The sequence below is a fragment of the Streptosporangium fragile genome (assembly GCF_039534445.1).
In the GTDB taxonomy this organism is placed as follows: domain Bacteria; phylum Actinomycetota; class Actinomycetes; order Streptosporangiales; family Streptosporangiaceae; genus Streptosporangium; species Streptosporangium fragile.
In genome coordinates, this window is record NZ_BAAAVI010000044.1 from 54,687 (window position 1) to 76,646 (window position 21,960).

General features: G+C 71.2%; 23 protein-coding genes. 12 read left to right on the forward strand and 11 right to left on the reverse strand.

Annotated features, from left to right (window positions below; all coding sequences use genetic code 11):
- Positions 1-672: 672 nt before the first annotated feature.
- The gene (locus tag ABD841_RS26300; protein WP_344977263.1) at positions 673-1,278 is read right to left on the reverse strand and encodes an alkylmercury lyase family protein; all 606 of its coding nucleotides are present in this window, start codon (positions 1,276-1,278) and stop codon (positions 673-675) included.
- A gap of 541 nt (positions 1,279-1,819) precedes the next feature.
- Between ABD841_RS26300 and ABD841_RS26305 the strand changes: the two genes are divergently transcribed.
- Entirely contained in the window at positions 1,820-2,215 is a 396-nt protein-coding gene (locus ABD841_RS26305; RefSeq protein ID WP_344977268.1) for a hypothetical protein, read from the forward strand.
- A gap of 218 nt (positions 2,216-2,433) precedes the next feature.
- On the opposite strand, the gene ABD841_RS26310 is transcribed toward ABD841_RS26305, so the two are convergent.
- A complete protein-coding gene (locus ABD841_RS26310) occupies positions 2,434-3,168 on the reverse strand; it encodes an alpha/beta hydrolase (protein WP_344977271.1) in 735 nt (244 codons plus the stop codon).
- A gap of 502 nt (positions 3,169-3,670) precedes the next feature.
- Here ABD841_RS26310 and ABD841_RS26315 point away from each other — a divergent pair.
- Entirely contained in the window at positions 3,671-4,066 is a 396-nt protein-coding gene (locus ABD841_RS26315; protein ID WP_344977274.1) for a hypothetical protein, read from the forward strand.
- 146 nt (positions 4,067-4,212) lie between these two features.
- On the opposite strand, the gene ABD841_RS26320 is transcribed toward ABD841_RS26315, so the two are convergent.
- Together ABD841_RS26320 and ABD841_RS26325 are read right to left on the reverse strand one after the other, a co-directional pair.
- Positions 4,213-4,776, reverse strand: coding sequence for a hypothetical protein (locus ABD841_RS26320; RefSeq protein ID WP_344977277.1), 564 nt, complete (start codon positions 4,774-4,776; stop codon positions 4,213-4,215).
- Entirely contained in the window at positions 4,769-5,197 is a 429-nt protein-coding gene (locus ABD841_RS26325; RefSeq protein ID WP_344977281.1) for a hypothetical protein, read from the reverse strand. Before ABD841_RS26325 ends, ABD841_RS26320 begins: the two co-directional genes overlap by 8 nt.
- Positions 5,198-5,376: 179 nt before the next feature.
- Here ABD841_RS26325 and ABD841_RS26330 point away from each other — a divergent pair, with 179 nt between their 5' ends.
- Positions 5,377-6,594 carry a sensor histidine kinase gene (locus ABD841_RS26330; protein ID WP_344977284.1) on the forward strand — a complete coding sequence of 406 codons (1,218 nt, stop codon included), beginning with the start codon at positions 5,377-5,379 and terminating at the stop codon, positions 6,592-6,594.
- A complete protein-coding gene (locus ABD841_RS26335; RefSeq protein ID WP_344977287.1) occupies positions 6,591-7,193 on the forward strand; it encodes a response regulator transcription factor in 603 nt (200 codons plus the stop codon). Before ABD841_RS26330 ends, ABD841_RS26335 begins: the two co-directional genes overlap by 4 nt.
- A gap of 31 nt (positions 7,194-7,224) precedes the next feature.
- Here ABD841_RS26335 and ABD841_RS26340 read toward each other — a convergent pair whose 3' ends face one another.
- Positions 7,225-7,476 carry a Rossmann-fold NAD(P)-binding domain-containing protein gene (locus ABD841_RS26340; protein ID WP_344977290.1) on the reverse strand — a complete coding sequence of 84 codons (252 nt, stop codon included), beginning with the start codon at positions 7,474-7,476 and terminating at the stop codon, positions 7,225-7,227.
- A 316-nt stretch (positions 7,477-7,792) separates the two neighbouring features.
- Between ABD841_RS26340 and ABD841_RS26345 the strand changes: the two genes are divergently transcribed.
- Together ABD841_RS26345 and ABD841_RS26350 are read left to right on the forward strand one after the other, a co-directional pair.
- Positions 7,793-10,093, forward strand: coding sequence for a HelD family protein (locus ABD841_RS26345; protein WP_344977293.1), 2,301 nt, complete (start codon positions 7,793-7,795; stop codon positions 10,091-10,093).
- 38 nt (positions 10,094-10,131) lie between these two features.
- Positions 10,132-11,487: a serine hydrolase domain-containing protein gene (locus ABD841_RS26350; protein WP_344977296.1), complete on the forward strand. Its 1,356-nt coding sequence runs from the start codon at positions 10,132-10,134 to the stop codon at positions 11,485-11,487.
- On the opposite strand, the gene ABD841_RS26355 is transcribed toward ABD841_RS26350, so the two are convergent.
- The gene (locus ABD841_RS26355; RefSeq protein WP_344977299.1) at positions 11,430-12,326 is read right to left on the reverse strand and encodes a LysR family transcriptional regulator; all 897 of its coding nucleotides are present in this window, start codon (positions 12,324-12,326) and stop codon (positions 11,430-11,432) included. The genes ABD841_RS26350 and ABD841_RS26355 overlap by 58 nt on opposite strands.
- 77 nt (positions 12,327-12,403) lie before the next feature.
- Here ABD841_RS26355 and ABD841_RS26360 point away from each other — a divergent pair, with 77 nt between their 5' ends.
- Entirely contained in the window at positions 12,404-13,108 is a 705-nt protein-coding gene (locus ABD841_RS26360; RefSeq protein WP_344977302.1) for a CTP synthase C-terminal region-related (seleno)protein, read from the forward strand.
- Positions 13,109-13,213: 105 nt separating this feature from the next.
- On the forward strand, positions 13,214-14,101 hold the full coding sequence (locus ABD841_RS26365) for a hypothetical protein (protein WP_344977305.1): 888 nt from the start codon (positions 13,214-13,216) through the stop codon (positions 14,099-14,101).
- Positions 14,102-14,299: 198 nt separating this feature from the next.
- On the opposite strand, the gene ABD841_RS26370 is transcribed toward ABD841_RS26365, so the two are convergent.
- From ABD841_RS26370 to ABD841_RS26380, 3 genes are all read right to left on the reverse strand, one after another.
- Positions 14,300-14,944: a dihydrofolate reductase family protein gene (locus ABD841_RS26370; RefSeq protein WP_344977308.1), complete on the reverse strand. Its 645-nt coding sequence runs from the start codon at positions 14,942-14,944 to the stop codon at positions 14,300-14,302.
- Between the two features lie 156 nt (positions 14,945-15,100).
- Positions 15,101-15,937 carry an MBL fold metallo-hydrolase gene (locus ABD841_RS26375; RefSeq protein WP_344977311.1) on the reverse strand — a complete coding sequence of 279 codons (837 nt, stop codon included), beginning with the start codon at positions 15,935-15,937 and terminating at the stop codon, positions 15,101-15,103.
- Complete coding sequence (locus tag ABD841_RS26380; protein WP_344977314.1) at positions 15,931-16,527, reverse strand: dihydrofolate reductase family protein; 597 nt, start codon at positions 16,525-16,527, stop codon at positions 15,931-15,933. The genes ABD841_RS26375 and ABD841_RS26380 overlap by 7 nt, the downstream gene beginning before the upstream one ends.
- A gap of 74 nt (positions 16,528-16,601) precedes the next feature.
- Between ABD841_RS26380 and ABD841_RS26385 the strand changes: the two genes are divergently transcribed.
- The 4 genes from ABD841_RS26385 to ABD841_RS26400 all read left to right on the forward strand — a co-directional run bounded on the left by ABD841_RS26385 (position 16,602) and on the right by ABD841_RS26400 (position 19,289).
- Positions 16,602-17,099 carry a winged helix-turn-helix transcriptional regulator gene (locus tag ABD841_RS26385; protein ID WP_344977317.1) on the forward strand — a complete coding sequence of 166 codons (498 nt, stop codon included), beginning with the start codon at positions 16,602-16,604 and terminating at the stop codon, positions 17,097-17,099.
- 234 nt (positions 17,100-17,333) lie between these two features.
- Positions 17,334-17,702, forward strand: a complete 369-nt coding sequence (locus tag ABD841_RS26390; RefSeq protein ID WP_344977320.1) for a YciI family protein — start codon at positions 17,334-17,336, stop codon at positions 17,700-17,702.
- Positions 17,703-17,709: 7 nt separating this feature from the next.
- Positions 17,710-18,048, forward strand: a complete 339-nt coding sequence (locus ABD841_RS26395) for a YciI family protein (protein WP_344977323.1) — start codon at positions 17,710-17,712, stop codon at positions 18,046-18,048.
- Entirely contained in the window at positions 18,045-19,289 is a 1,245-nt protein-coding gene (locus tag ABD841_RS26400) for an RNA polymerase sigma factor (RefSeq protein WP_344977326.1), read from the forward strand. Before ABD841_RS26395 ends, ABD841_RS26400 begins: the two co-directional genes overlap by 4 nt.
- Before the next feature lie 65 nt (positions 19,290-19,354).
- Here the strand turns inward: ABD841_RS26400 and ABD841_RS26405 are convergent, their stop codons facing one another.
- Entirely contained in the window at positions 19,355-20,665 is a 1,311-nt protein-coding gene (locus ABD841_RS26405; protein ID WP_344977328.1) for an MFS transporter, read from the reverse strand.
- A gap of 76 nt (positions 20,666-20,741) precedes the next feature.
- Positions 20,742-21,815, reverse strand: a complete 1,074-nt coding sequence (locus tag ABD841_RS26410; RefSeq protein ID WP_344977331.1) for a MerR family transcriptional regulator — start codon at positions 21,813-21,815, stop codon at positions 20,742-20,744.
- Positions 21,816-21,960: the final 145 nt, after the last annotated feature.

Below are 21,960 nucleotides of genomic sequence, written 5' to 3' on the forward strand. Positions count from 1 at the left end.
TACCAATCGGCGGCCGGTCCGGGGATCGCGGTATTCGACAACAAGCTGTACTGCGCATACTGCCCCGGGTGAAGTAGGGGTCCCGGTAATAATCGCGGAAAGCCAACGGATATGAGGCCGCGTCCTGGACGGTGTCCGTCAGACGTTTCCTCAGGGGGTCTTCTCCCGAACGTGTCCCCAGCCGCCAAGTAGCTCTGCGACAGGTCACGGTCGCAGTTCGCGATCGTCACGAGTCGGTCATACCGGCCGATATCGGTTCATGGACCTTCGATCCGGATGGCTCGAACTGGCCCCACCCGAGCGAGTTTCGTCGCGGCGGCCGCCAGGCGCCGGCGGATGACGAATCGCCTTACGCCCCCCGTATGGAGCCCCCGGATGACGCGATGGCGCATTCGAGGGGTCGTCGCAACACGATGCTCGCTTACTGGCGGCGGCCAGCATAGCGAGTCGGCAGGGTTTCCGTATTCCCCGAGGTGCGGGGATACGGAAACCCATGACCGGAAGTCAGCGGATCGCCAACATGGGTGATACGGAGCCGACCGAGAGCAGGGCGGTGCGGTCTCGACTGATGGTGAAGATCTTGGTTACCGGGGATGCGGGTGTCCGTAAGACGGCTGTCACCAGATACCCGCGATTGAGTTCACCCAGCTCAGCGGTATCCCTGTTTGCCGCCTACGGCAGCCGCCAGAACGGGCCTGTGAGGCCGCATTCATCAAGGAGCCCCTGGTTGTGCTCGCGGCTGTGCGGCTGGAACTCGGGGTCCAGGTGATCGCCGTACCATGGGCCGGCCAGGCGCCAGACGGCCGTCGCGTCAGCGATATAGCCGTTGCCCGGCGAGTTGTCCGTCGTCCGCTGCTCGGCGTGACCGCGGTCGCAGAACGCGCGGATCATCGTGCAGGTACCGACAACGTCATCCCACCACTCCTTGGCGGGTCGCGGGAAGCGGATCGCCAGGCCCGCGGGGGGCGGGATCTGCGGGCCTGTCCGGAAACTGATCGGGGCTCCGCACTGCGGGCATGCCGTGTCGATGCGGACGTCCAGGTGGAGGGCGGCGCTGATGCCGAAGGAGTCCCACGCGCATCCGCCCCACCAGCGGCGGTCGTCATGCCCGTCCAGCGGTGTCACGACGAAGGCCATCGGTGCCGACGTGAACGGGTGGGCCATCCGCACCGCATCCCCATCGGGCGTCAGGACCAGGGCACGGACCTCCGCCAGGTCGTGCAAGATCCCCTGGACCGCTTCGACAGTGCTCTGTGTCTTGCGCGCCAGCTCGGCCACTGAGGGCGCGCGCCCCTCGGATGCGAACGTCTCATAGACAAGATCGCGTACTCTCCGCGAATCCGGCGTTTTCAAAGGTGTCCCCTGCCGCTTGCGCTTGACCCTTGACCCTATTCGTACGCGGGGGAGGTTCTCTAAAACTGACAGACATCGTTGACACCCGGGTCTCCGGCCACCACGGAGACCATCATGTCCACCCCGACCCCCCACTGGACCGTGAGGCCGAGCGGCGTCTATACCGTCGTGACGATCGTCGCCTATGCTCGGCTGAGCTGAGGAGGCCGGGATGGACCGTGTCGGGGACAGAGGAGAGGCGCGGCGCCCGTTGTGCTCGCGGTGCGACGTGGGCAGGGTGGCCCCGATCATGTACGGGTACCCGAATTTCACCGAAGCACTGGAACGGGATTTGCAGGCCGGGCTGCTCGTTCTCGGCGGCTGCACCCCTCGCCCAGAAAGGTGGGCGTGCCTGGCGTGCCACACCAGATACCGCGAGATGCCGGGGCCGGGCCAGCGGTGGGGGGAAATCGTCCAGGGAGTTCCCATGGAGATCGGCATCCTGCGCGACGGTGAGCCCGCACGCGCGCTGGTGACCGTCCGCAGGCATGAGCCGTGGACGCTGGCCCTCCAAATTGACGGGGTCGACCTCATCGACTGTCCCGACGGGCCACAGATCATCGCTCAGGGCAACGACTTGTTCGGGGCCCTTCAACAGCTGTGCCGGGCGGCGGACCGGCTGAAGGTCCGCCTGCTGGTGAACGGGGCCCGCCGGGACGCCTACCGCTGCCAGGTCGACGGTCCGGACACCGAGCACCTCGTGTCCTTCCTCCAACCGGGCAGACCCGCCTCGCTCACCGACACCGGCGCGATCTTCGATCCGGCCGATGCCTCGCTCATCGGCACCCCGGACGAGCAGGACCGTATCCATGCCGGCCGGTGACCGGTTTTCACGGCGTGGGCCCAGATGATGGAGGCGGTGGTGGCCGGGCGCCTCCCGACCGGCTGGTACCGGCCATCGACGGTACCGGCCGGTCGGGGCGGTTGCGCATCTGCCGGCCACCACTCATCCAGGAGGGCCGGGGCCTGTCCTCGATGAGTGGTGTGCTGGCCGGCACCGCCTAGCGCCTGCTGCTGGCCCGGCGGCGCCCCGGCCCGCGGCTAGCGCAGATGCCGGGCGAAGAACCCGACCGCGTCCTCCCCTGCGAACTGCGGGACACCGGTGTGCCCGCCCATGTTGGCGTGCAGCGTTTTCTCCTTGGAGCCGAAGGCGTCGAACAGGTCCAGGGCCGCCTGCCGATCGTTCCCTTCGTCATCCCACTGCAGCAGGACGTGCAGCGGAATGGTGACCTGTCGGGCCTCCTCGAACATGGTGCGGGGCACGAAACTCCCGGCGAAGAAGCCGGCGGCCACGATGCGCGGCTCGACCACCGCCAGCCGGATGCCGATGGAGATCACTCCCCCCGAGTACCCGACCGGGCCGCCGATCTCGGGCAGCGACAGGAGGGCGTCCAGCGCCGCCTGCCATTCCGGGACCGCCTTGTCGACGAGCGGGAGGATGAGGGCGTCGATGATCTCGTCGCTGACCGGCTCGCCGGCCTCCATGGCCCGGCGCAGGTCGGCGCGGGCCTGCTCGGCGGCGGCCCAACGGGGCCGGTCACCGCTCCCGGGGAGCTCGATGGTGGCCGCGGCGAAGCCCTCCGCCGCGGCGTGCCGGGCCCGCGCCACCAGCCGGGGGTACATCTTGTGCAGTCCGAGCGGGGGGTGGCCGAGCAGGATCAGCGGGACCGGCGCGGATGCGGATGCGGGCGTCCACAGGATGCCGGGGATCTCGCCGAGGGTGAATTCGCGTTCGAGGACGCCGTCATCGAGGCGCTGCTCGGAGGTGAATTGCATGGTCGTGCCTTTCGGGAGTGCGCTTGAACGGCGCTCCCGGACGACCTATCGCCCGACCGTGACCCCGGAGGGGAGCACCCATGTCGATACGTTCACGGGTACCACCTCCTCGTTCTCTCGCACGGCCACCGGAAAGCTATCAGTGGTCGCCGTGGTCCGCCAACGGGTTTTTGCGGAGGCTCCGTGGCCGGATACCGCGGAGCCGCTCGCCCAAGGGAAGGCCGTGTAGTTAAGGGCTTCGGGCCTGTGACGTGATCGCAGCGTGGCGAAATCGGAACACTACGCAGAGCTGCTCAGGGTCTCATCGGCTTCCCGAGTGGAGGGCCGTTGCCCGTGCGGGTCGAGTGCGGCGGCGGCGGTCTTGAACAGGTACTCGGCGCGCGGGTAGGACAGGGGCCGCGCCCGGTGGCCGGGCAGATGTCATCGACCATGCGGACCGGCGCGGCCACCTCCGGCGCGCGATCACTGTCAACAACCGGGCGCGCAACAGTAGCCGCACAGCATGCCGTCATCGACGGCTGGAAGTGGGAGCCGACGTTGCCGAGCAGACCGAAACCTCGACATCGCCCTCAGTGATCGAACGGGAGTGGTGCACGTCACGCAGAACCGCGTGATCACGGTGACCGTGGACGGCCCCGGAAAGCTGCAAGGCCTGGGCAGCGACGACCCGAAGTCCGAGAACAACTACGCGGACGCCTGCTGCGAGACGTTCGAGGGACGAGCGATGGCGATCATCCGCCCCACCGGCATCGGGCGGATCACCGTCCGCATCACCTCCGAGCAGGGCGAGAGCGCACAGGTGGTCCTGCACGCGACCCGGCCCACCCCCGACGGTCAGATGCCGGACGATGAGCGGGACGAGATGCCCGCCGGACTCGCTCAGCCCGTCGCCGGATGAGTACTGTCACGGGTGTGGACCGCGCTGGGCCCGCTCATGGACGGCGGTCATGGCTGCTGTCCCGCGCCACCGTCGCGGGACAGCAGGTACCGTACCGCTTCGGCGAGGACGGCTCCCGCACAGACTTCCGCGCCCCGCCTCGCGGCTCAGAGGAGGAAGACGAGCTGGGTGGCGATGAGGATGTCGACGACCCCGCACCACTCCGCGTACGAGCGGGACACCACCGCATCCTTCCTGAGGTGGACGAAGTCCCACACGCCGTGCAGGAACCAGCCCGCCGCCACCAGGTAGCGGCCCAGGCCGGGCGCGACGAGCAGCCCGGCCAGCGCCAGCGCGCCGAAGCCGATGACCCCGAAGGCCTGCGCCCGAAGCGCCGGCGAGCGGCGCAGGTCACCGTCGACGGCCCCCCAGACCAGCACGGCCAGCGCCACACCGGCGAAGACCGCCGCCGGTGGCACCACGTCGAGCGCCAGCAGGACCACGTAGAGGATGAGGAGGGCCGCCAGCACCGGCCATGACGCCTCCCGCCGCCGTAACTTGGCGACCACCAGGTAGAGCAGGGACAGCAGCACCAGCACCTGGGCCAGGGGCGCGACCTGCCCGTCCGCCCCGCCGCCCAGGGTGGCCACCACCGGCGCGAGGGCCAGGACCGTGGGCCAGCGCCGCAGCAGGGCGGTCCGGCGCGGCCGTTCGGGTGCGAGGCTAGACACGGGCCGGACCTCCGTACTCGTCACGGCGGCGGAGCATGACCAGCAGCATGAGCGGCAGCATCACCACGTGCTCCAAGAGCAGCAGGGCATCGCCGGGGAGCACGCCCAGCCACAGCAGCGGCAGGAGGGCCAGGGCTGGGACGATCATGGTGGCGGTCATCTCAAGGGTGCCCGCCCAGCCGTGTCCTCGGTGGCGCATCCAGACGACCATCCCGGCCGACATGGTGGCGGCCATCTCCAGTACGGCGACCTCCGGGCGCCCGGGCGGGAACTCCAGGCCCGCCAGCGCGAGCGCACCGCGCACCGCGGCGCCGAGCACCGCCATGCCGACGAGCATCGCGGCGATCATCTCCAGGTAGTGACGGAGGAAGCGCCACCATCCGCGCGCGTGGCGGCTGGGGGTGAGGCCGGGTTCCGTCATGTCGTACTCCTCTCTGTACGGGGGTGTCTCTCGCTGGATCCAGCGTGCGGGCGGAACAGGGCCGCCGGCAGTGCCGAAGCCGCACGTGACGGCGGCGGGATGTCACGAGATCTCATGACATTTGTCATTCGGTGCGGCCCCACCTCTCACCGCCGGCGGACCCGGGGCACAATGGCGGCGTGCGTGACGGACCGATCGACGGAGGGACGGGGCTGGGTGGCTTCCGCCGCTACACGTGGTGGAGCCTCACCGGCACCGTCACCGTCCTCCTCGTGCTGTTCGTCGCCGACTGGGCCGTGGAACAGGACGTGCCCCTCCCGGTGAGGGCCGCCGGCGGCGTCGCGCTGGCCGTGCTGGTCGTGTCCGTCGTGATCCTGCTCGACCACCGGCTGCCGCGCACGCCCGTAGCGGCCCGGCCCGGCCCGCCCGCGGTGACCTGGCTGGCGGCGGGCGGCGCGGCCGCGGCCGTGCTCGGCGCGATCCCGCTGGCACTGCGCGAGCAGGAGCTGTGGCCGCTCGCCCCGGCCGTGATGACGTCGATCGCGGCGATGTTCCTGCCGCCACCGCACCGGCGCACGCTCATCGCCGCCGCGGTGGTCGCCGCGGCGGCGCTCGGCGGGGCCGTCGGCATGGTCGCCGGTGACGGCAGGTGGCCCGCGGCGACGGCCGTCCCCGCCGGGATGGTGGCGTTCGTCGCCTGGACCACTCTCGGCATGCTGTGGGCCTGGGACGTCGCCGACCGGCTGGACCGGGCGCGGCTCCTGGCCGCCGAGCTGGCGGTCAAAGACGAGCGGCTGCGCTTCGCCGCCGACCTGCACGACATCCAGGGCCACCACCTGCAGGTGATCGCGCTGAAGAGCGAGCTGGCGGCGCGGCTCGCCGAGGCCGAACCGGCCCGGGCCGCCGCGGAGATGCGGGAGGTGCAGCGGTTGTCCATCGACGCGCTCCGCGACACCCGCGCCGTGGTGCAGGGATACCGGCGCGCGAGTCTGGAGGACGAGATCGCCAACGCGGCGAAGGTGCTGGCCGCGGCCGGCATCGACACGACCGTGGACCGCGGCGATCCCGCCGACGCGCGGGCCCTGCCCGAGCCGCACCGCCACGTGCTGGGACTGGTCGTGCGTGAGGCCACCACCAACGTGCTGCGCCACAGCCAGGCCCGCCGGGCGCAGGTCGCCTACCGGGTCCGGGACGGCCGCGCCCGCCTGCGGGTGAGCAACGACGGCGTGGCGGACCCCTCCCGGCCCGGGTCGGGCACGGGGCTGCGCGCCCTGGCCGAACGCCTGGAACGGGCCGGTGGCACGCTGGACTGGCACCGCGACGGCGACCGGTTCGAGGTCGTCGCCTCACTGCCGGTCGGCACGCCCGCGGCTGCCGCGGAGGCGGGCGCCCGGTGATCCGCCTGCTGCTGGCCGACGACGAGGACCTCATCAGGGGCGCCCTCGCGGCGCTGCTGGCGCTGGAGGAGGATCTGCACGTCGTCGCCGAGGCGGCCACCTCCACGGACGCCGTGCGGCTGGCCCGCGAGCATCGGCCCGACATCGCGGTGCTCGACCTGGAGATGCCACCGGCCGACGGGCTGCGCGCCGCCGAGGAGATCCGCGCCGAGCTGCCCACCAGCGTCATCCTCGTCACCCGGCACGCCCGGCCGGGTGTGCTGCGCCGCGCGCTGGCCGCCGGGGTGCGCGGGTTCGTGCCCAAGACCACCCCCGCCGCCCGCCTGGCCGAGATCATCCGTGACGTCGCCGCCGGTCGGCGCTACGTCGACTCCGACATCGCCGCCTCCGCGCTGGCCGAGGACGACTGCCCGCTGACCGAGCGCGAGCTGGAGGTGCTGCGCGTGTCGCGGACGGGCGCCTCGATCAACGAGATCGCCGCGCAGGTCCATCTGGCCCCCGGCACGGTGCGCAACTACCTGTCGGCCGCCATGGCCAAGCTCGGCGTCGCCTCACGTCACGCCGCCGCGCATCGCGCCTGGGAGGAGGGCTGGATCTGAGCAGGTGTCTGCCGAACCCTCCAGGAGCCCTTTAGCGGGCGAAGGTGTGCTCGAAACCCTCCTCGGTCTCCACTCGCACCGGGGTGAACCGGAACGCGGCGAGCACCGGCGCGTCGATCGCCGGGTACTCGGCGCTGAGCCGTTTCACCAGGTCACGGGTCTGGCGTAGGGAGCTGAGGTCAGATCTGACGAAGTAGGCGCGCATGAGGTCGACGAGCACCAGCGCCGGGCGCTCCCCGAACGGCAGGGACCGCCCGAACACCTCCCCGTGGTTCCCGATCATACCCGGCCCGGTGGCGCCGACCCGGGCGGAGGGCCCTTCCGGCTACAGCCGGACCATGATCGTTCTTGGCGCCAACGGCTGTATCGATGTTCCCCGCGGCCGTACCGACACCCCGGGTTCGCCGGCGCGGACCGGATTCGGTGTCTTGCTTCCAGCGATTCGCCGACCTGCCGGGGAGGCTGTGTGAGCACGACCCCGGCGAGACCGGTGACACGCCGGTCACCGGCATCCGGCCATGCGTGAACAGGGGAACCGGGCTATGCTATGACCCTACCGAATAAACAAAACCCCCATTAGACAGGAGTCTACCAAAGGAATGGAGCTTCGTCAACACGGGTCCGTGCTCGCCGAGGCGTTACGGATCGAGCAGGCACATGTCACCAGGCTTTACGACCGTCTCGACGCCGTCCGGGAGGAGACCGCCGCCGCCCTGCGCGCCGAGCACGCGCGCGGCGAGATGGGCGGCACGCACCAGGCCAGGTTCGAACGCGAGGTCGCGGCCGACGAGCACGCCCGCCGCCTGGCCCGGCTGTTCGGGGTCGAACGTGACCTCTGCTTCGGCAGGATCGACGAAGCCGACGGCGAGACCCTCTACATCGGCCGGATCGGCCTGCGCGACGACGACCGCGAGATCATCCTCACCGACTGGCGCGCCCCCGCCGCCCGCCCCTTCTACACGGCGACTCCCGCCAGCCCCGGCTCGCTGGTGCGCCGTCGCCACCTGCACCTACGTGAGCGCACCGTGGTGGGCCTCGACGATGAGGTGTTCGACCTGGAGCGCCTCAGCGAGAGTGACCGCCGCACGCTGGTGGGCGAGGCCGCGCTCCTGGTGGCCCTGCGGCGGGGCCGCACCGGCCGGATGAACGACGTGGTGGCCACCATCCAGACCGAACAGGACCGGGTCATCCGCTCGGGCCTGGCCGGCGCGCTGGTGGTGCAGGGCGGCCCCGGCACCGGCAAGACCGTCGCCGCGCTGCACCGGGCCGCCTTCCTGCTCTACACCCACCGCGCCGTCCTGGAGCGGCGCGGCGTGCTGGTGGTGGGCCCCAACCCGCTGTTCTCCCGCTACATCGGGCAGGTGCTGCCCTCCCTGGGAGAGACCGACGTGGTCCTGTCCAGCCTCGGCGAGCTGTACCCGGGCGTGCGCGCCACCGCGACCGACACCCCGGCCACCGCCGTCGTCAAGGGCGACCCGCGCATGGCCGGCGTCGTCGCCGCGGCGCTGCGCGACCGCCAGCGCGTCCCCGACGGGGACCTGGAGGTCGCGATCGTCGTGCGGACCTCGGTGCGCGACGGGGTGGAGGTGGTGGTCGAACGGATGACACTCACCGTGGACCACGACACCTGCGTCCGCGCCCGAGACCGGGCCAGGACCTCACGCCACCCGCACAACGTGGCCCGCCGCCTGTTCATGATGGACATCCTGAAGGCGCTCGCCGTGGACGAGGCCGTCCGGCTCGACGCGTCCCTGGAGGAAGAGGACCTGCGCCATGCCCGCAAGGCGCTGTGGTCACAGCCCGCGGTCCGCGACGCGGTGGACGCGCTCTGGCCGCTCCTGACCCCGGAACGGCTCATCGCCGACCTGCTCGCCTCCCCCGCCGCGCTCCACTCGGCCGCCCCCGATCTGACCGAGGACGAGCGCGCCGCGCTGCTCCGGCCGCCCGGCGCGCCGTGGACGGTCGGCGACGTGCCCCTGCTGGACGAGGCCGCCGAACTCCTCGGCGAGGACGAGGACGCCGGCACGCCCGCCGAGGCGGCACGGGCCGCCGAGGAGGAACGCGAGGCCGAGGAGCGGTACGCCCGGGGCGTGCTGGAGTTCACCGGCCTGCTGGAGGACCGGATGATGGTGGCCGGCGCACTGGCCGAGCGCCACCGCGACACCGGACCGGCCGTCACCACCGCGGAGCGGGCCCGCCGCGACCGGCGGTGGGCGTACGGGCACGTCATCGTCGACGAGGCGCAGGAGCTGTCGGCGATGGCCTGGCGGGCCGTGATGCGCCGTATCCCGGCGCGCTCGCTGACCGTGGTGGGCGACATCGCGCAGACCGGTTCGGCGGCCGGGGCGCGCTCCTGGGGCGAGATGCTCGACCCGTACGTCAAGGGCCGCTGGCGGCAGGAGCACCTGGCGGTCAACTACCGCACCCCGATGGAGATCATGCGGGTGGCGGCCGACGTGCTGCGCGCGGTCGCGCCGGGCCAGGAACCCCCCGAGTCGGTCCGCGAGGGCGGGAGCGCGCCGCGCGCCGTCCCCCTCGACCCGGACGCCCCCGACGGTCCCGCCGCGCTGAAGGCGGTGGTGGAGGGCGAACTGGCCGAGATCGGCGAGGGCCGCCTGGCCGTCATCGTGCCCGACGCCCGGTACGACCGGATCGCCGCGCTCTTCCCCCGCGACGGCGACGTCCTCGACGCTCCCGTCGCGGTCCTGACCGTCACCGCGTCCAAGGGCCTGGAGTTCGACGCCGTCGTGGTCGTCGAGCCGGACGAGATCCTCACCCGGACGCCGATGGGCGGCCACGACCTGTATGTGGCGATCACCCGGGCGACCCGGCGGCTGACCGTGACGCACCGAAAGGACCTCCCGCCGATGCTGTCGAGGCTCGAGCGTCACAGGCCCTAACCTGGGGGCACTTTTGGACGTCGGGGAGGAGTCATTCGATGGCGCCGGTTCTGGAGAGTACGGCTCGCGCGCTGCTGCGCAGGATCGCGGTCGAGCAGGCCGAGGGGCGGCTGCCGTCCCTGACCGCGGCGGTGGTGCGCGACGGGGAACTCGCCTGGTTCGGCTCGCGTGGCAAGGTGGACGGCGCGCCTCCCACCACCGCCACCCAGTACCGGATCGGTTCGATCACCAAGAGCCTGGTGGCCACCGTGGTCATGCGGTTGCGCGACGAGGGACGAGTGGACCTGCTCGACCCGATCGGCAAGCACGTCCCCGGCACGCAGGTCGGCGAGGTGACCGTCGCCCAGCTGCTGTCGCACACCTCCGGGCTGAGCGCCGAGTCCCCCGGCCCGTGGTGGGAGCGGACCCCGGGCATGCCGGTGGAGCGGCTCGTCGCCGCGCTCGGGCCGGACGCCGCCAAACACCGCCCCGGGCGCCGCTACCACTACTCCAACGTGGGCTTCGCCCTGCTGGGCGAACTGGTCGCCCGGCACCGGCGGGCGAACTGGGCGCGGGCCGTGGCGGAGGAGGTCCTGCAGCCGCTGGGCATGCGTGACACCACGACCCGGCCGCGCGCCCCGCACGCCGTCGGCTACGCCGTGCACCCGTGGGCGGACGTGCTGCTGCCCGAGCCCGAACACGACGCGGTCGCCATGGCCCCGGCCGGGCAGCTGTGGTCCACCCCCGCCGACCTGGCGCGGTGGGCGGCGTTCGTCGCCGGCGACACCGGAGGCGTGCTCGCCCCGGCCACCGTGGCGGAGATGCGCGAGCCGGCGACCGTCGACGACGGTGACGCCTGGACCGGCGGGTACGGTCTGGGCCTGCAGCTGGCCCGCGCGGGCGGCCGCCGCCTGGCCGGCCACACCGGTTCCATGCCGGGTTTCCTGGCCACGGTGTGGGCCGACCCCTCCGACCGGGTCGGCGTGCTGTTCACGGCCAACTCCACCGCGGGGGTCAGCCGCACCCTGCTGACCGACCTGCTGGCCATCCTGGACCAGCACGAGCCGCGGCTGCCCGACGAGTGGGAACCCGTCGCCGACGCCGCGGGCCTGCTGGAGCTGGCCGGGCCGTGGTACTGGGGGCCTTCCCCGTACGCGCTGCGGCTGCTGCCGGAGGGCGGGGTCTCCCTCCACCCGATCGGCGGCGCCGGCCGGGCCTCCCGGTTCGCCGCCCAGGCCGACGGGACCTGGCTGGGGCTGGACGGCTACTACGCGGGCGAGACGCTGCGGGTGATCCGCCGGGCCGACGGCTCGGTCAGCCATCTCGACCTCAACACCTTCGTCTTCACCCGCACCCCCTACGACCCCGGGGCCGATGTGCCCGGCGGGGTGGACGAGGACGGCTGGCGCAGCTGAGCGGCGAGGGCGGCGGCCCGGCCGCCGCCCTCCCCGTACACCACCTCCACCCGGTGCACCACGCGCGGCGCGACCAGCGCCACCCCGGCGGCCCGGTCGGGCAGCGCCGAGGCGGGCAGCAGGGTCAGCCCGTGCCCGGCGGCGGCCAGGTTCAGCACGGTGCGCAGGTCATCGCCGTCGTAGCGGAAGGCGACGCGGAACCCGTCCACGCCCGCCAGCTCACGCAGCCGCTCCACCGGCACCGCGGCCGGCGCCTGCAGCCACAGCGCCGCGGCCAGGTCGGCCAGCGCCAGCCCGCGCCGGCCCGACAGCGGGTGACCGGCCGGCAGGACCACCACCAGTTCCTCCTCGGCGATCCCGAAACCGGACAGCGGCCCGACGTCCGGCAGCCGCAGCGGGTCGCTCGGGGCGGCGATCCCGTCGACCAGGCCGAGGCCGGCCGAGCCGGAGGCGACCTGCTCGGCGACGCGCTCGCGGGCGACGGTGCGCAGTGTCACCTCGACGCGCTCCAGCGCCAGGGCCCGCGTGACCGCGGGGGTGCAGGCCAGCGGGGAGGCGGCCACGGTCAGCCGCCGGGCCGGTCCCGCGGCGGCGCGCAGCACGTCGGCGCGGGCGGCCCGGTGGCGCAGCAGCAACGGACCGGCGTGCTCCAGCAGCCGCTCCCCCGCGAAGGTGGGCGCCACCGGGCGGCGATGCAGGAGCGGCAGGCCCAGGTCGGCCTCCAGGGCGGCGATCTGCTGGGAGACGGCCGACTGGGTGTAGCCGAGCTCCGCGGCGGCGGCGGAGAAGGAGCCCAGGCGGGCGACGGTCACGAACGTGCGCAGCAGGTGCGGGTCCACGGTGCATCAGTATCGCTTATCGGTCCAGCAATAATCATCGTTGGCGCTTACCCGGGTGGCCGGGTGAGGATCGGGGCATGACGATCGCGAGAATCGCCCTGGTGGGCGACAGGTCCCCGGACGTCCAGTCCCACACGCGCATCCCCGTCCTGTTCGACGCGCTGCGCGAGCGCGACGGGCTGCTGCTGGACGCCTACTGGATCCCCACGACCGACACCGGCGGCCTGGAGGGTTTCGACGGCATCTGGATGGTGCCCGGCAGCCCGTACCGCAGCGAGGCCGACGCGGTGGACGCCGCCCGCACCGCCCGCGAGGCGGGCATCCCGTTCCTGGGCACCTGCGCCGGCCTCCAGCACGCCGTGCTGGAGTACGCGCGCAACGTCCTCGGCCTGCGGGTCGCGCACGCCGAGAACGACCCGGACGCCGGCGACTTCCTGCTGCTGCCGCTGGCGTGCTCGCTGGTCGGCCACGAGGACACGGTGCACCTGACGCCGGGGTCGCTGGCCGAGAGGATCCTCGGCACCGAGAAGACCGTCGAGCGGTACTTCTGCAACTTCGGGCTCAACGCCGACTACGTGCCCGCGCTCCAGGCGGGCGGGCTGAGCTTCACCGGCCACGACGACGCGGGGCAGGTCCGGGTCCTGGAACTACCCGGCCACCCGTTCTTCCTGGCCACGCTCTTCCAGCCGGAACTGGCCGGTGACGGCACCCGCCCGCACCCGGTCGTCGCCGCCTTCGCCGCGGCCGCGGCGGCCCGGGCCGGGACACGCGCACCAGCCTGAGATGCCGGGCCCTCCGGTGCGGACCGGCCGGCGCGGGCCCCGCGACGCGCGGCCATGACCGAAACCTGCAAGACCGCGGTTCCACGGCCGGCACATGATGAACGTATGAGCATCGACCTTCCGGCGGTCGCCTCCTTCATGGCCGGCCACGCGCGCGTGCTGGACCGCCGCCGCTTCCAGCTGCTGATGGGCGAGACCGATCCCGTCCCCGCGCTGGCCGCCCTGGACGGCTATCGCAACCCTGACGGCGGCTACGGCTGGGGGCTGGAGCCCGACCTGCGTTCCCCCGAGAGCCAGCCCGGCGCCGCGCTGCACGCCTTCGAGGTGTTCGAGGACATCGCCCCGGCCACCACACCGCAGGCCACCGCCCTGTGCGACTGGCTGGAGTCCGTCACCCTGCCCGACGGCGGTCTGCCGTTCGCGCTGCCCCTCACCGTCGGCGCCGGCACCGCCCCCTGGTGGAAGGGCGCCGACCCCGCGGCCTCCTCACTGCAGATCACCGCCGTGACCGCGGCCGCCGCCCATCGCGTCGCCGCCCACGATCCGGTCGTCGCCGCCCACCCCTGGCTCGAAAAAGCCGACCGCTACTGCCTGACCGCCATCGAAGCGATCGACACCGCGCCCCACGCGTACGTGCTGGCCTTCGCGGTACGGTTCCTCGACGCCGTGTACGGTATCCACCCCGAGGCGGCCGGCCTCCTGGAGCGTCTCGGCAAGCACATCCCCGCCGACGGGCGGCTGCCCGTCGAGGGCGGCACCGAGGAGGAGTCGCTGCGCCCGCTCGACGTCGCCCCGTTCCCCGACCGCCCGGCGCGGGGGCTGTTCACGCCGGAGGTGATCTCCGCCGATCTGGAGCGCCTGGCCGGCCTGCAACAGGACGACGGCGGATGGACGGTCGACTACGCCGAGATCTCACCGGCGGGCGCCCTCGAATGGCGCGGCCACGCCACCGTATGCGCCCTCGACATCCTGCGCCGCAACGCCATGTCCTGAGAGGGCGACGCACGCGGGGACGGCCGCCGGTCAGTCGTCGCACCGTACCGCGCCGGCGGCGACCTGGCCGACCGACCCCCGGGGCTCGCCCTGCCCGGGCAGGATGGCCCAGCGGGACCGGTGACCTGCCCGTACTGGGATCGACGGGCAGGTACGCGCTCATCGCGGCATGTACGTGCGATCGTGCGGGGTCAGTGGTCATCGTCTCCAGAACAGGAGGTGAGTGACTCCGCTGGGGCTCGGTACTGTCTCGAGGTGGAAGCGGTCGAGCAGGTCGGTGTGGCTCTCCCACAGTCGTTCGCCTCGACCGAGGTCGACGGGCGCGACGGCGATGTGCATCGTGTCGACCAGGTCGGCCTCGATGAACTCGCGGACGGTGGCGACTCCGCCGCCGAGGCGCACGTCCCGGCCGTCGGCGGCCTGCTTCGCGCGTGCCAGTGCCTCGGCCGGTGTCGCGTTGAGGAAGTGGAAGGTGGTGTCGGCCAGGGTGAAGGACGGACGTTCGTGGTGGGTGAGCACGAAGACCGGTGTGTGGAACGGCGGGGTGTCGCCCCACCATCCCCGCCACTCGTGGTTCTCCCAGGGGCCACGCTGGGGGCCGAACTTGTTACGCCCCATGATCTCCGCTCCTATGTTGCGGGTGTGGTCGCGGGTCAGGTAGTCGTCCAGGCCGCGAGTGCCACCGGGGTCGGTGCGGTTCACCCAGCTGGCGGTGGCGCCCGCCCAGGACCAGAGCGGGGTGGGGTCTGCGTGGCCGAAGGGCCGGTCCAGGCTCTGCCCCTCACCGGCACCGAACCCGTCCCGCGACACGTTGAAGCAGTGCACCCTCAACAGCTGCGACATGCATCCTCCTTGGGAGCCGACAAGCAACTTCCGACGGAACGCCCAGGCCGGGCGCCCCTTCGGGGAGATAGTCGGAACAGCGGGGAGATTCTTGCGGTCCGGTACCGCAAGAATGCGGCACCGGCGTCGACTCGGGGCTGTGTCGCACACCGATCGCTAGCGGGGCGTCCCGTCGCGCTCGCTTCTTTGGGCGAGGCGTTGGAGTTGCCCTTCGTGCACGTCGCTCACCCACTCCCAGCCGGGCTTGGCCGATGAGCCGACCCGTGGGTCGGCGGGGACTTGGCCGTTCCGCAACGCGAGTACGTACGCCCGATCCTGTTCGATCCGTGCCTGTACCTGGTCGGATCCGCCGACGGAACCGTGGCCCGGGACGACGACATCAACGCCGCCCGCCACACCCTCGAGCAACCGCAGCGCGGCGAGGTAGTCCTCGATCGGGTCAGCGGTGCCGTCCAAGTCGAGCATCGGAATCAAGACATCAGAAAGCATGTCGCCGGCGACGAGAACCCCGCGTTCCCCGATCAACAGCGCCGCATGGCCCGGGGCATGCGCTTGATGCTCGATGATCCGGACCCCGGGGCCGTCCCAAGGAATCTGCGCAGTTTCGGCGGGCAGGCCGGTAATGAGGCCGAGTAGGTCCAGCGGTACCTGCCCGGCGATTTCCGTCTCGAGCAGGTGGGCGGCGACGCGAGCCTTCGCACCTGCGTCCGACAGCCGATCTCGGACAGTGGCCGCGCAGCGCGCCGTGCCGTAACGGGGCGCCTCGCCGAGCCGGGTGTGCCAGAGCAGGTGATCCCAGTGCGGATGCGTAGAAAACCCTGCCACAACGGGCTGACCCAACTCGCGAAGGTCGTTCGCGAGGCAGTCGATCTCGGAGCCGGTCACCCCGGGGTCGATGAGCAGCACACCGGCCCGGCCCTGCACCACAACGGCGTTGCTCTGCACGAACTCGCTCTCATGGACCAGCACACCCTCCGCGACCTGCCTCAGCACGAGCCCGCCTCCTTTGCATCCCGGATGGCGTAGCGATGCATCGTGACGCCCTGCTCGAACGATCGCTGCTCAAGCAGGTCGAGATCGATCGGTACGTCGTAGTCGTCGAACAACGGCCTGCCGAAGCCGAGGATCGCGGGATGGGTGAAGAGCAGCAGCTCGTCAAGAAGCCCCGCCCGGAGCAGCTGCGTCGCGAGCGCCGCGCCGCCCACACTGATGCTGCCGTCGGTTTCGGCCCGCAGGGCGGCGAGTTGCTCGATCGCGTCGTCTCCGCCGATGATCCGGGTGTTGTGGTCGGCGCTGAGGCGCGTGCGGGAGACGAGCACCTTGGGCTTGGCGGTCCAGATCTCGCCGTACTCACGCATGACATCCGGCAGCGACGCGTCCTCGCGCGCCCGTGGCCAGTACTCCTCCATGACCTCGTAGTAGACCCGGCCTTGGACCATGAGCGCGAGCGCCTGCGTCTGCGCGTTGGCCTCGCGGTGCAGTTCCTCGTCGATGCGCAGCCACTCGCCGGCGCCGTTGTCCCCCGGAACTTGCTCGATCCGCAGGTCGAGGGATACCTGCATCGAGTAAACGAAGCGGCCCATCAGCTCCTCTTCCCAAAAGTGATTGCACTCTGCAACTACTATATTGGGAGCGAAATACCGGTCAAGGAGGAATCGTGGAACCACGGTCGGGGTGTCCGATCAACGCCGCCGTCGAGGTGCTCGGAGATCGCTGGTCGTTGCTCGTGCTGCGCGACATCATCTTCGGCGACCGCCGCTACTTTCGGGCGCTGCTCACCGGGTCGATTGAGGGCATCGCCTCGAATATCCTCGCCGACCGCCTCGTGCGGCTCGTCGAGGCGGGGATCCTCACCCGCGGCACCGCCGCGCGGGGGCAGCGCGCTCGATACAGCCTCACCGAAGCCGGCATCCAGACTCTTCCGATCATCTATGCCCTCGGCAACTGGGGCCTCGACTGGCGCCCGGGCAGCGACGAGCTCCGGAGCCGGCAGCAACTCATGCGCGATGAGGGTCCGGTGTTCATCGAGGAGCTCATGAACGAGCTTCGCGTCCGCCACCTCGGCGCCCCGCCGAAGCCGCCCGACGGTCCAGGCCCGTTCGAGCGCCTCGACGCCGCCTACGCCGCGGCCGCCGAGCAAGAACACCTCGATTAACGGTGACGGACGACCCCGCCCTGACCTTCTCGGGCTCCGGTAGCTTGCCATCACCGCGCACAAGCCGTCGCCGCCATGGGACAGACACGCTGCCTGCCCGACGTCGGACGGCTCCGCAACGCCCCAGAGCCGTTTTGAACTCGGACCTCGCCGGATCCCTGGTTGCTGCTCAAGCCCCGACTCCATGGTGAACGGCAGCCTCAGGGGTGCCGTCCGACCGTCGAAGGAGACGACATGAAATTCTTGTTGATCATGCATAACAACCCGAAGATCTGGGACGCGCTGACCGAGGAGGAGCGCAACGAGGTGATGAGCGGCCACGGCGCGTTCATGGAGACCGTCACCAAGTCCGGGGAGATGATCGGCACCGTCGCGCTGGCCGACCCGTCGCAGAGCGCCGTGGTCAGGGTCCGGGGCGGCGTCCCGGCGGTGACGGACGGGCCCTACCTTGAGGCCAAGGAGTACCTCGGCGGCTACTACCTGGTGGAATGCGACAGCAGGGAGCGTGCCCTGGAGCTGGCCGCGCTCATTCCGGACGCCGGCGTCGAAGGCCTGGGCATCGAGGTGCGGCCGGTGGTCTACGCAGGCACGGCGGACGACTGAACACGCGGTGAAGTTCCTGCTGAATCCCTACCTGAACGCCGCCGACTCACCGGAGGAAGGGTTGGGCCATGAGGAGTTCCTGGCCGCGGCCGGGCGAGCAGGGGAACTGATCAGTGCCCACGCGCTCGCCGATCCTTCCATCAACGCCGTCGTACGGGTTCGGGACGGCGTGGTGACGGTGAGCGAGGGCCCGTACGTCCAGGCCTCGGATCATGTCGCCGGTCAGTACGTGGTCGACTGCGAGAGCCGGGAGTGCGCCGTGGAACTGGCCGCCCTGACACCGAGCGGCCAGGCCGGCGGCGTGGAGGTGCGGCCGCTGATGGACTCGGCCGGGATGGAGATGTGAGCGCGTCCGAACGCCTCGGGGACCTGCTGCGCGAACTCGCGCCGCAGGTCCTCGGCGTGCTCCTGCGCCGCCATGGCGGGTTCGAGGAGTGCGAGGACGCGGTGCAGGAGGCGTTGCTCGCCGCGGCGACGCAGTGGCCCGGTGAGGGCGTCCCGGAGAACCCGCGGTCCTGGCTGGTCACCGTCGCCTCCCGCCGCCTGGTCGATCAGGTACGCAGCGAGCAGGCGCGCCGCCGCCGGGAGATCACCGCGGCGGCACGGGAGGCGCCGGACGCCGGCCTCGCACCGGCGCCCGGCGACGAAAGCGGAGGCGACCAGGACGACACGCTCACGCTGCTGTTCCTGTGCTGCCATCCGGCGTTGACGCCCGCCTCTCAGGTGGCGCTCACGCTGCGCGCCGTCGGCGGGCTCACTACCGCCGAGGTGGCCCGGGCGTTCCTCGTGCCGGAGGCCACCATGGCACCGCGGATCAGCCGCGCCAAGCAGCGGATCAAAGCCGCCGGCGCGTCGTTCGAGCTGCCCGCCGCCCACGAGCGCGTCACACGGCTGGACGCCGTCCTCCACGTGCTCTACCTGATCTTCAACGAGGGCTACACCGCCAGCTCCGGACCCGACCTACACCGCGGCGAGCTCACCACAGAGGCGATCCGGCTCACCCGGATGCTGCACCGCTCCTTGCCGGACGACGGTGAGGTCACCGGGCTGCTCGCGCTGATGTTGCTGACCGACGCCCGTCGCGCGGCCCGCGCCGACCCGGACGGCGCCCTCGTGCCACTGGCCGAGCAGGACCGCGGCCGGTGGGACGCCGCCATGATCGAAGAGGGCACCGCGCTGGTCACAGACGCCATGTCCGCCTCGCCCCTCGGCCCTTACCAGCTCCAGGCGGCAATCGCCGCGCTGCACGTCCAGGCGCCGCGGGCCGAGGACACCGACTGGGAACAGATCCGCATTCTGTACGGAATCCTCACTCGGATCGCGCCGAACCCGATGGCCACGCTCAATCACGCCGTCGCGGTCGCGATGACCCGCGGGCCCCAGGCCGGGCTCGAACTGCTGGAAAGCCTGGACGGCGACCCCCGGATCGCCCGTCACCACCGCCTCTACGCCGTCCGCGCCCACCTGCAGGAACTGGCCGGCGAGTACGCCGCCGCGCGAGCGAACTACCGGCTGGCGGCCCGGCGTACCACGAGCCTGCCCGAACAACGCTACCTGCGGGACAGGGCAGGCAAGCTAGACCGATAACAGCCGCCGAGGGCGCGCCCGGTGGCCCGATGCTCATCCGTTGACAGCATCCGCGCCGGTTCTTATCAGCGATCTGTTCTTGGGGCGGCGTAGTGCCATAGCTGAGGTGCCATCCGCACGATCATGGCGACGGTTATCACGGTGAGCAGTCCGCCGATGCCGATCGTCACTTGAGGACCGTATACCTCCGCGGCCATCCCGTGCAGCAGGTTGGCGAGCTGTGGGCCTCCCAACAGAACGACGGTGAGTGCTCCCTGGATCCGGCCGCGCATGGCGTCGTCGGTATACGCCTGTGAGATGGCGTTGCGGAAGGTACTGAGCACGAAATTCGCCGCGCCACCGAGCATGAGCGCCGCCAGGGCGAGCCACAGTCGGGGGGCCAACCCGAGGATCACGACGGTTCCTCCCCAGGCAGCGGCGGCCGATGCCATCAGGGCACCGTGGCGACGGGCGCGTGTGAACGTCCCCGACATCAGCCCGGCCGCGAAAACACCGGCCGGGTAGGCGGCGTAAAGCAGGCCCAGCTCCAGGCCTCCTCCCGCAGGCCCGCCATAGGTGCGTTGCGCCAGCTCCGGAAGAAGCGCTACCGGCATCCCGAAAACCATCGCGGCGAGGTCCACTGCCAGCACGGCTACGAGCACCCGGTTGGTGAGCAGGCAGCGGAACCCGGTGAGCACCTGTCCAAGCGCGGACCGATGCCGTTCATACTGTGCCGCCGCAGCGTCGGACAGTGCTTTTGAGATCGCGTCCGGCGATCCGTCACGTGGCACCGGGTAAGGGCCGGGCAAGATCGGCGGTAACTTGGCGACCGCCCACACGACGGTCAGCAGCGCGACGGCGTCGAGCAGGTAGAGCGTGCCGAGCCCGACCACCGGAATCAGCAGGCCTGCCAGTATCGGGCCCATGATCGACCCGGTGTAGCGGACGAGCGAACTGAGACCGTTCGCCGCGGGCAGCAGGTCAACGGGTACGAGGCGGGGCACCGTTGCACCCATCGTCACCATGATCGCCCCGAAGGTCAGCCCTTGGCATGCCACCAACGCCAGCAGGACGGCGACAGAACGGCTTCCCAGCGACGCCTGCGCCCACAGCATCGCGTAGGTCAGCGCAAGGCCGCAGTGAGCGGCCAGCAGTAGCCGTCGCCGGTCCATGAGGTCGGCGAGGGTTCCGGCCCACAGCGATGCGACGACCAAAGCACCGAATGACACTGCGGCTGCAGCGCCGACGGCCGCGGACGAGCCGGTCAACGTGAACAGCTGCGTCGGCACCGTAACCACGCTGAACGAGCCACCGACTGCGCAGGTGGCCGAGGCGACCCACAACCGCCGGTAGGCGGGAATGGCCAGAGGGCGCCGGTCGAGCGTGTACGTGCCCAAAGAACGTACAGCCGACGCGCTCATCTTCCACCGCCGCCGTTGCAACGGCGGCTTCGGCCGCTTGAACAGGGACCGGTCACAGCGTCACCACGTCAGCCACCACGCACGCGATGTTGTCCGGGGCGCCCGCGTCGTATGCCAGCCTGACCAGCTCATCGATGACCTGCTCAGGGTCTCCCGTGCCGCTCAGTACGCCGCGCAGGGGCTCTGCCGCAACGACGGTGGACAGTCCGTCGGAGCACAACAGGTAGCGGTCGCCGGCTACGGCCGTATGCAGTGACAGGTCCGGCTGGGACCCGCCCATGCCCGTGAGCGCGCGGACCAGCAATGAGCGTTGCGGATGCGAGACGGCCTCCTCCTCGCTCAGGCGGCCTTGGTCGACCAGCGACTGCACGTAGGTGTGGTCGTGGGTGATCTGGAAGATCTCGCCATCGCGCAACAGATACGCCCGCGTGTCACCGATGTGCACCAGCGCCAGCTGGGAGCCTGACCACAGCATCGCGGTAAGCGTCGTGACCGCCTCACTGGACGGTGCCGACTCGGTTATGTCCTGAATCGCCCGGTCGGCTTGACCAACCGCGTCGGCGAGCGCACCGAGAAGATCGCCGGCAGGTACGGCCTTCGTCTCCAACGGCTTGAGCGCGTCGATGGCCGCCACGCTCGCGAGGTTCCCGCCCGGACCGCGCATTCCGTCGGCCACCGCCAGCAGCCGAGCGCCGGCGTAGGCGACATCCTCGTTGCTCGTGCGAACCAGCCCCGACTCCGACCGGGCCGCGTAGCGGATACCGATCATGGTTTCTGCGTCTTCCACAGCGCTACCCCTTCCCGACAGGTAATCGACGAGGAAAGTGGCGAGTCGTTCGCGTACGGCGGTGTCGGCCATGACCTGCGCCCAGTAGTCGGCGACCTGCTCGGCCGCCGCCTTCGGCTCCAGGTCGCATACCTGGCGGATGCGGGCCAGCGGCATGCCCAGACGCCGTAACCACGCGATCAACCGGGCCCGCTCCAACTGCGCCGGATCATAGAAGCGGTACCCCGACTCCCCGTCTACCGCAGCCGGCCGGAGCAAACCGAGCTCGTCGTACAGCCGTAACGCCTTCGGTGACAATCGCGCAGCCCGGGCGAACGCCCCGATCGTCAGCAGCCCCACACCCAACCCTCCTCGCACCGGCCAGGACGACCGGCACCACGATGCTGCGCCTTCACCCAGGGGCAAGGTCCACACCTCACCGTTGGCAAGGTGGATCACCCCGGGTTGGTTGGAGGCTCCGGAACCTGGAAGGGTGAGGAGCTAT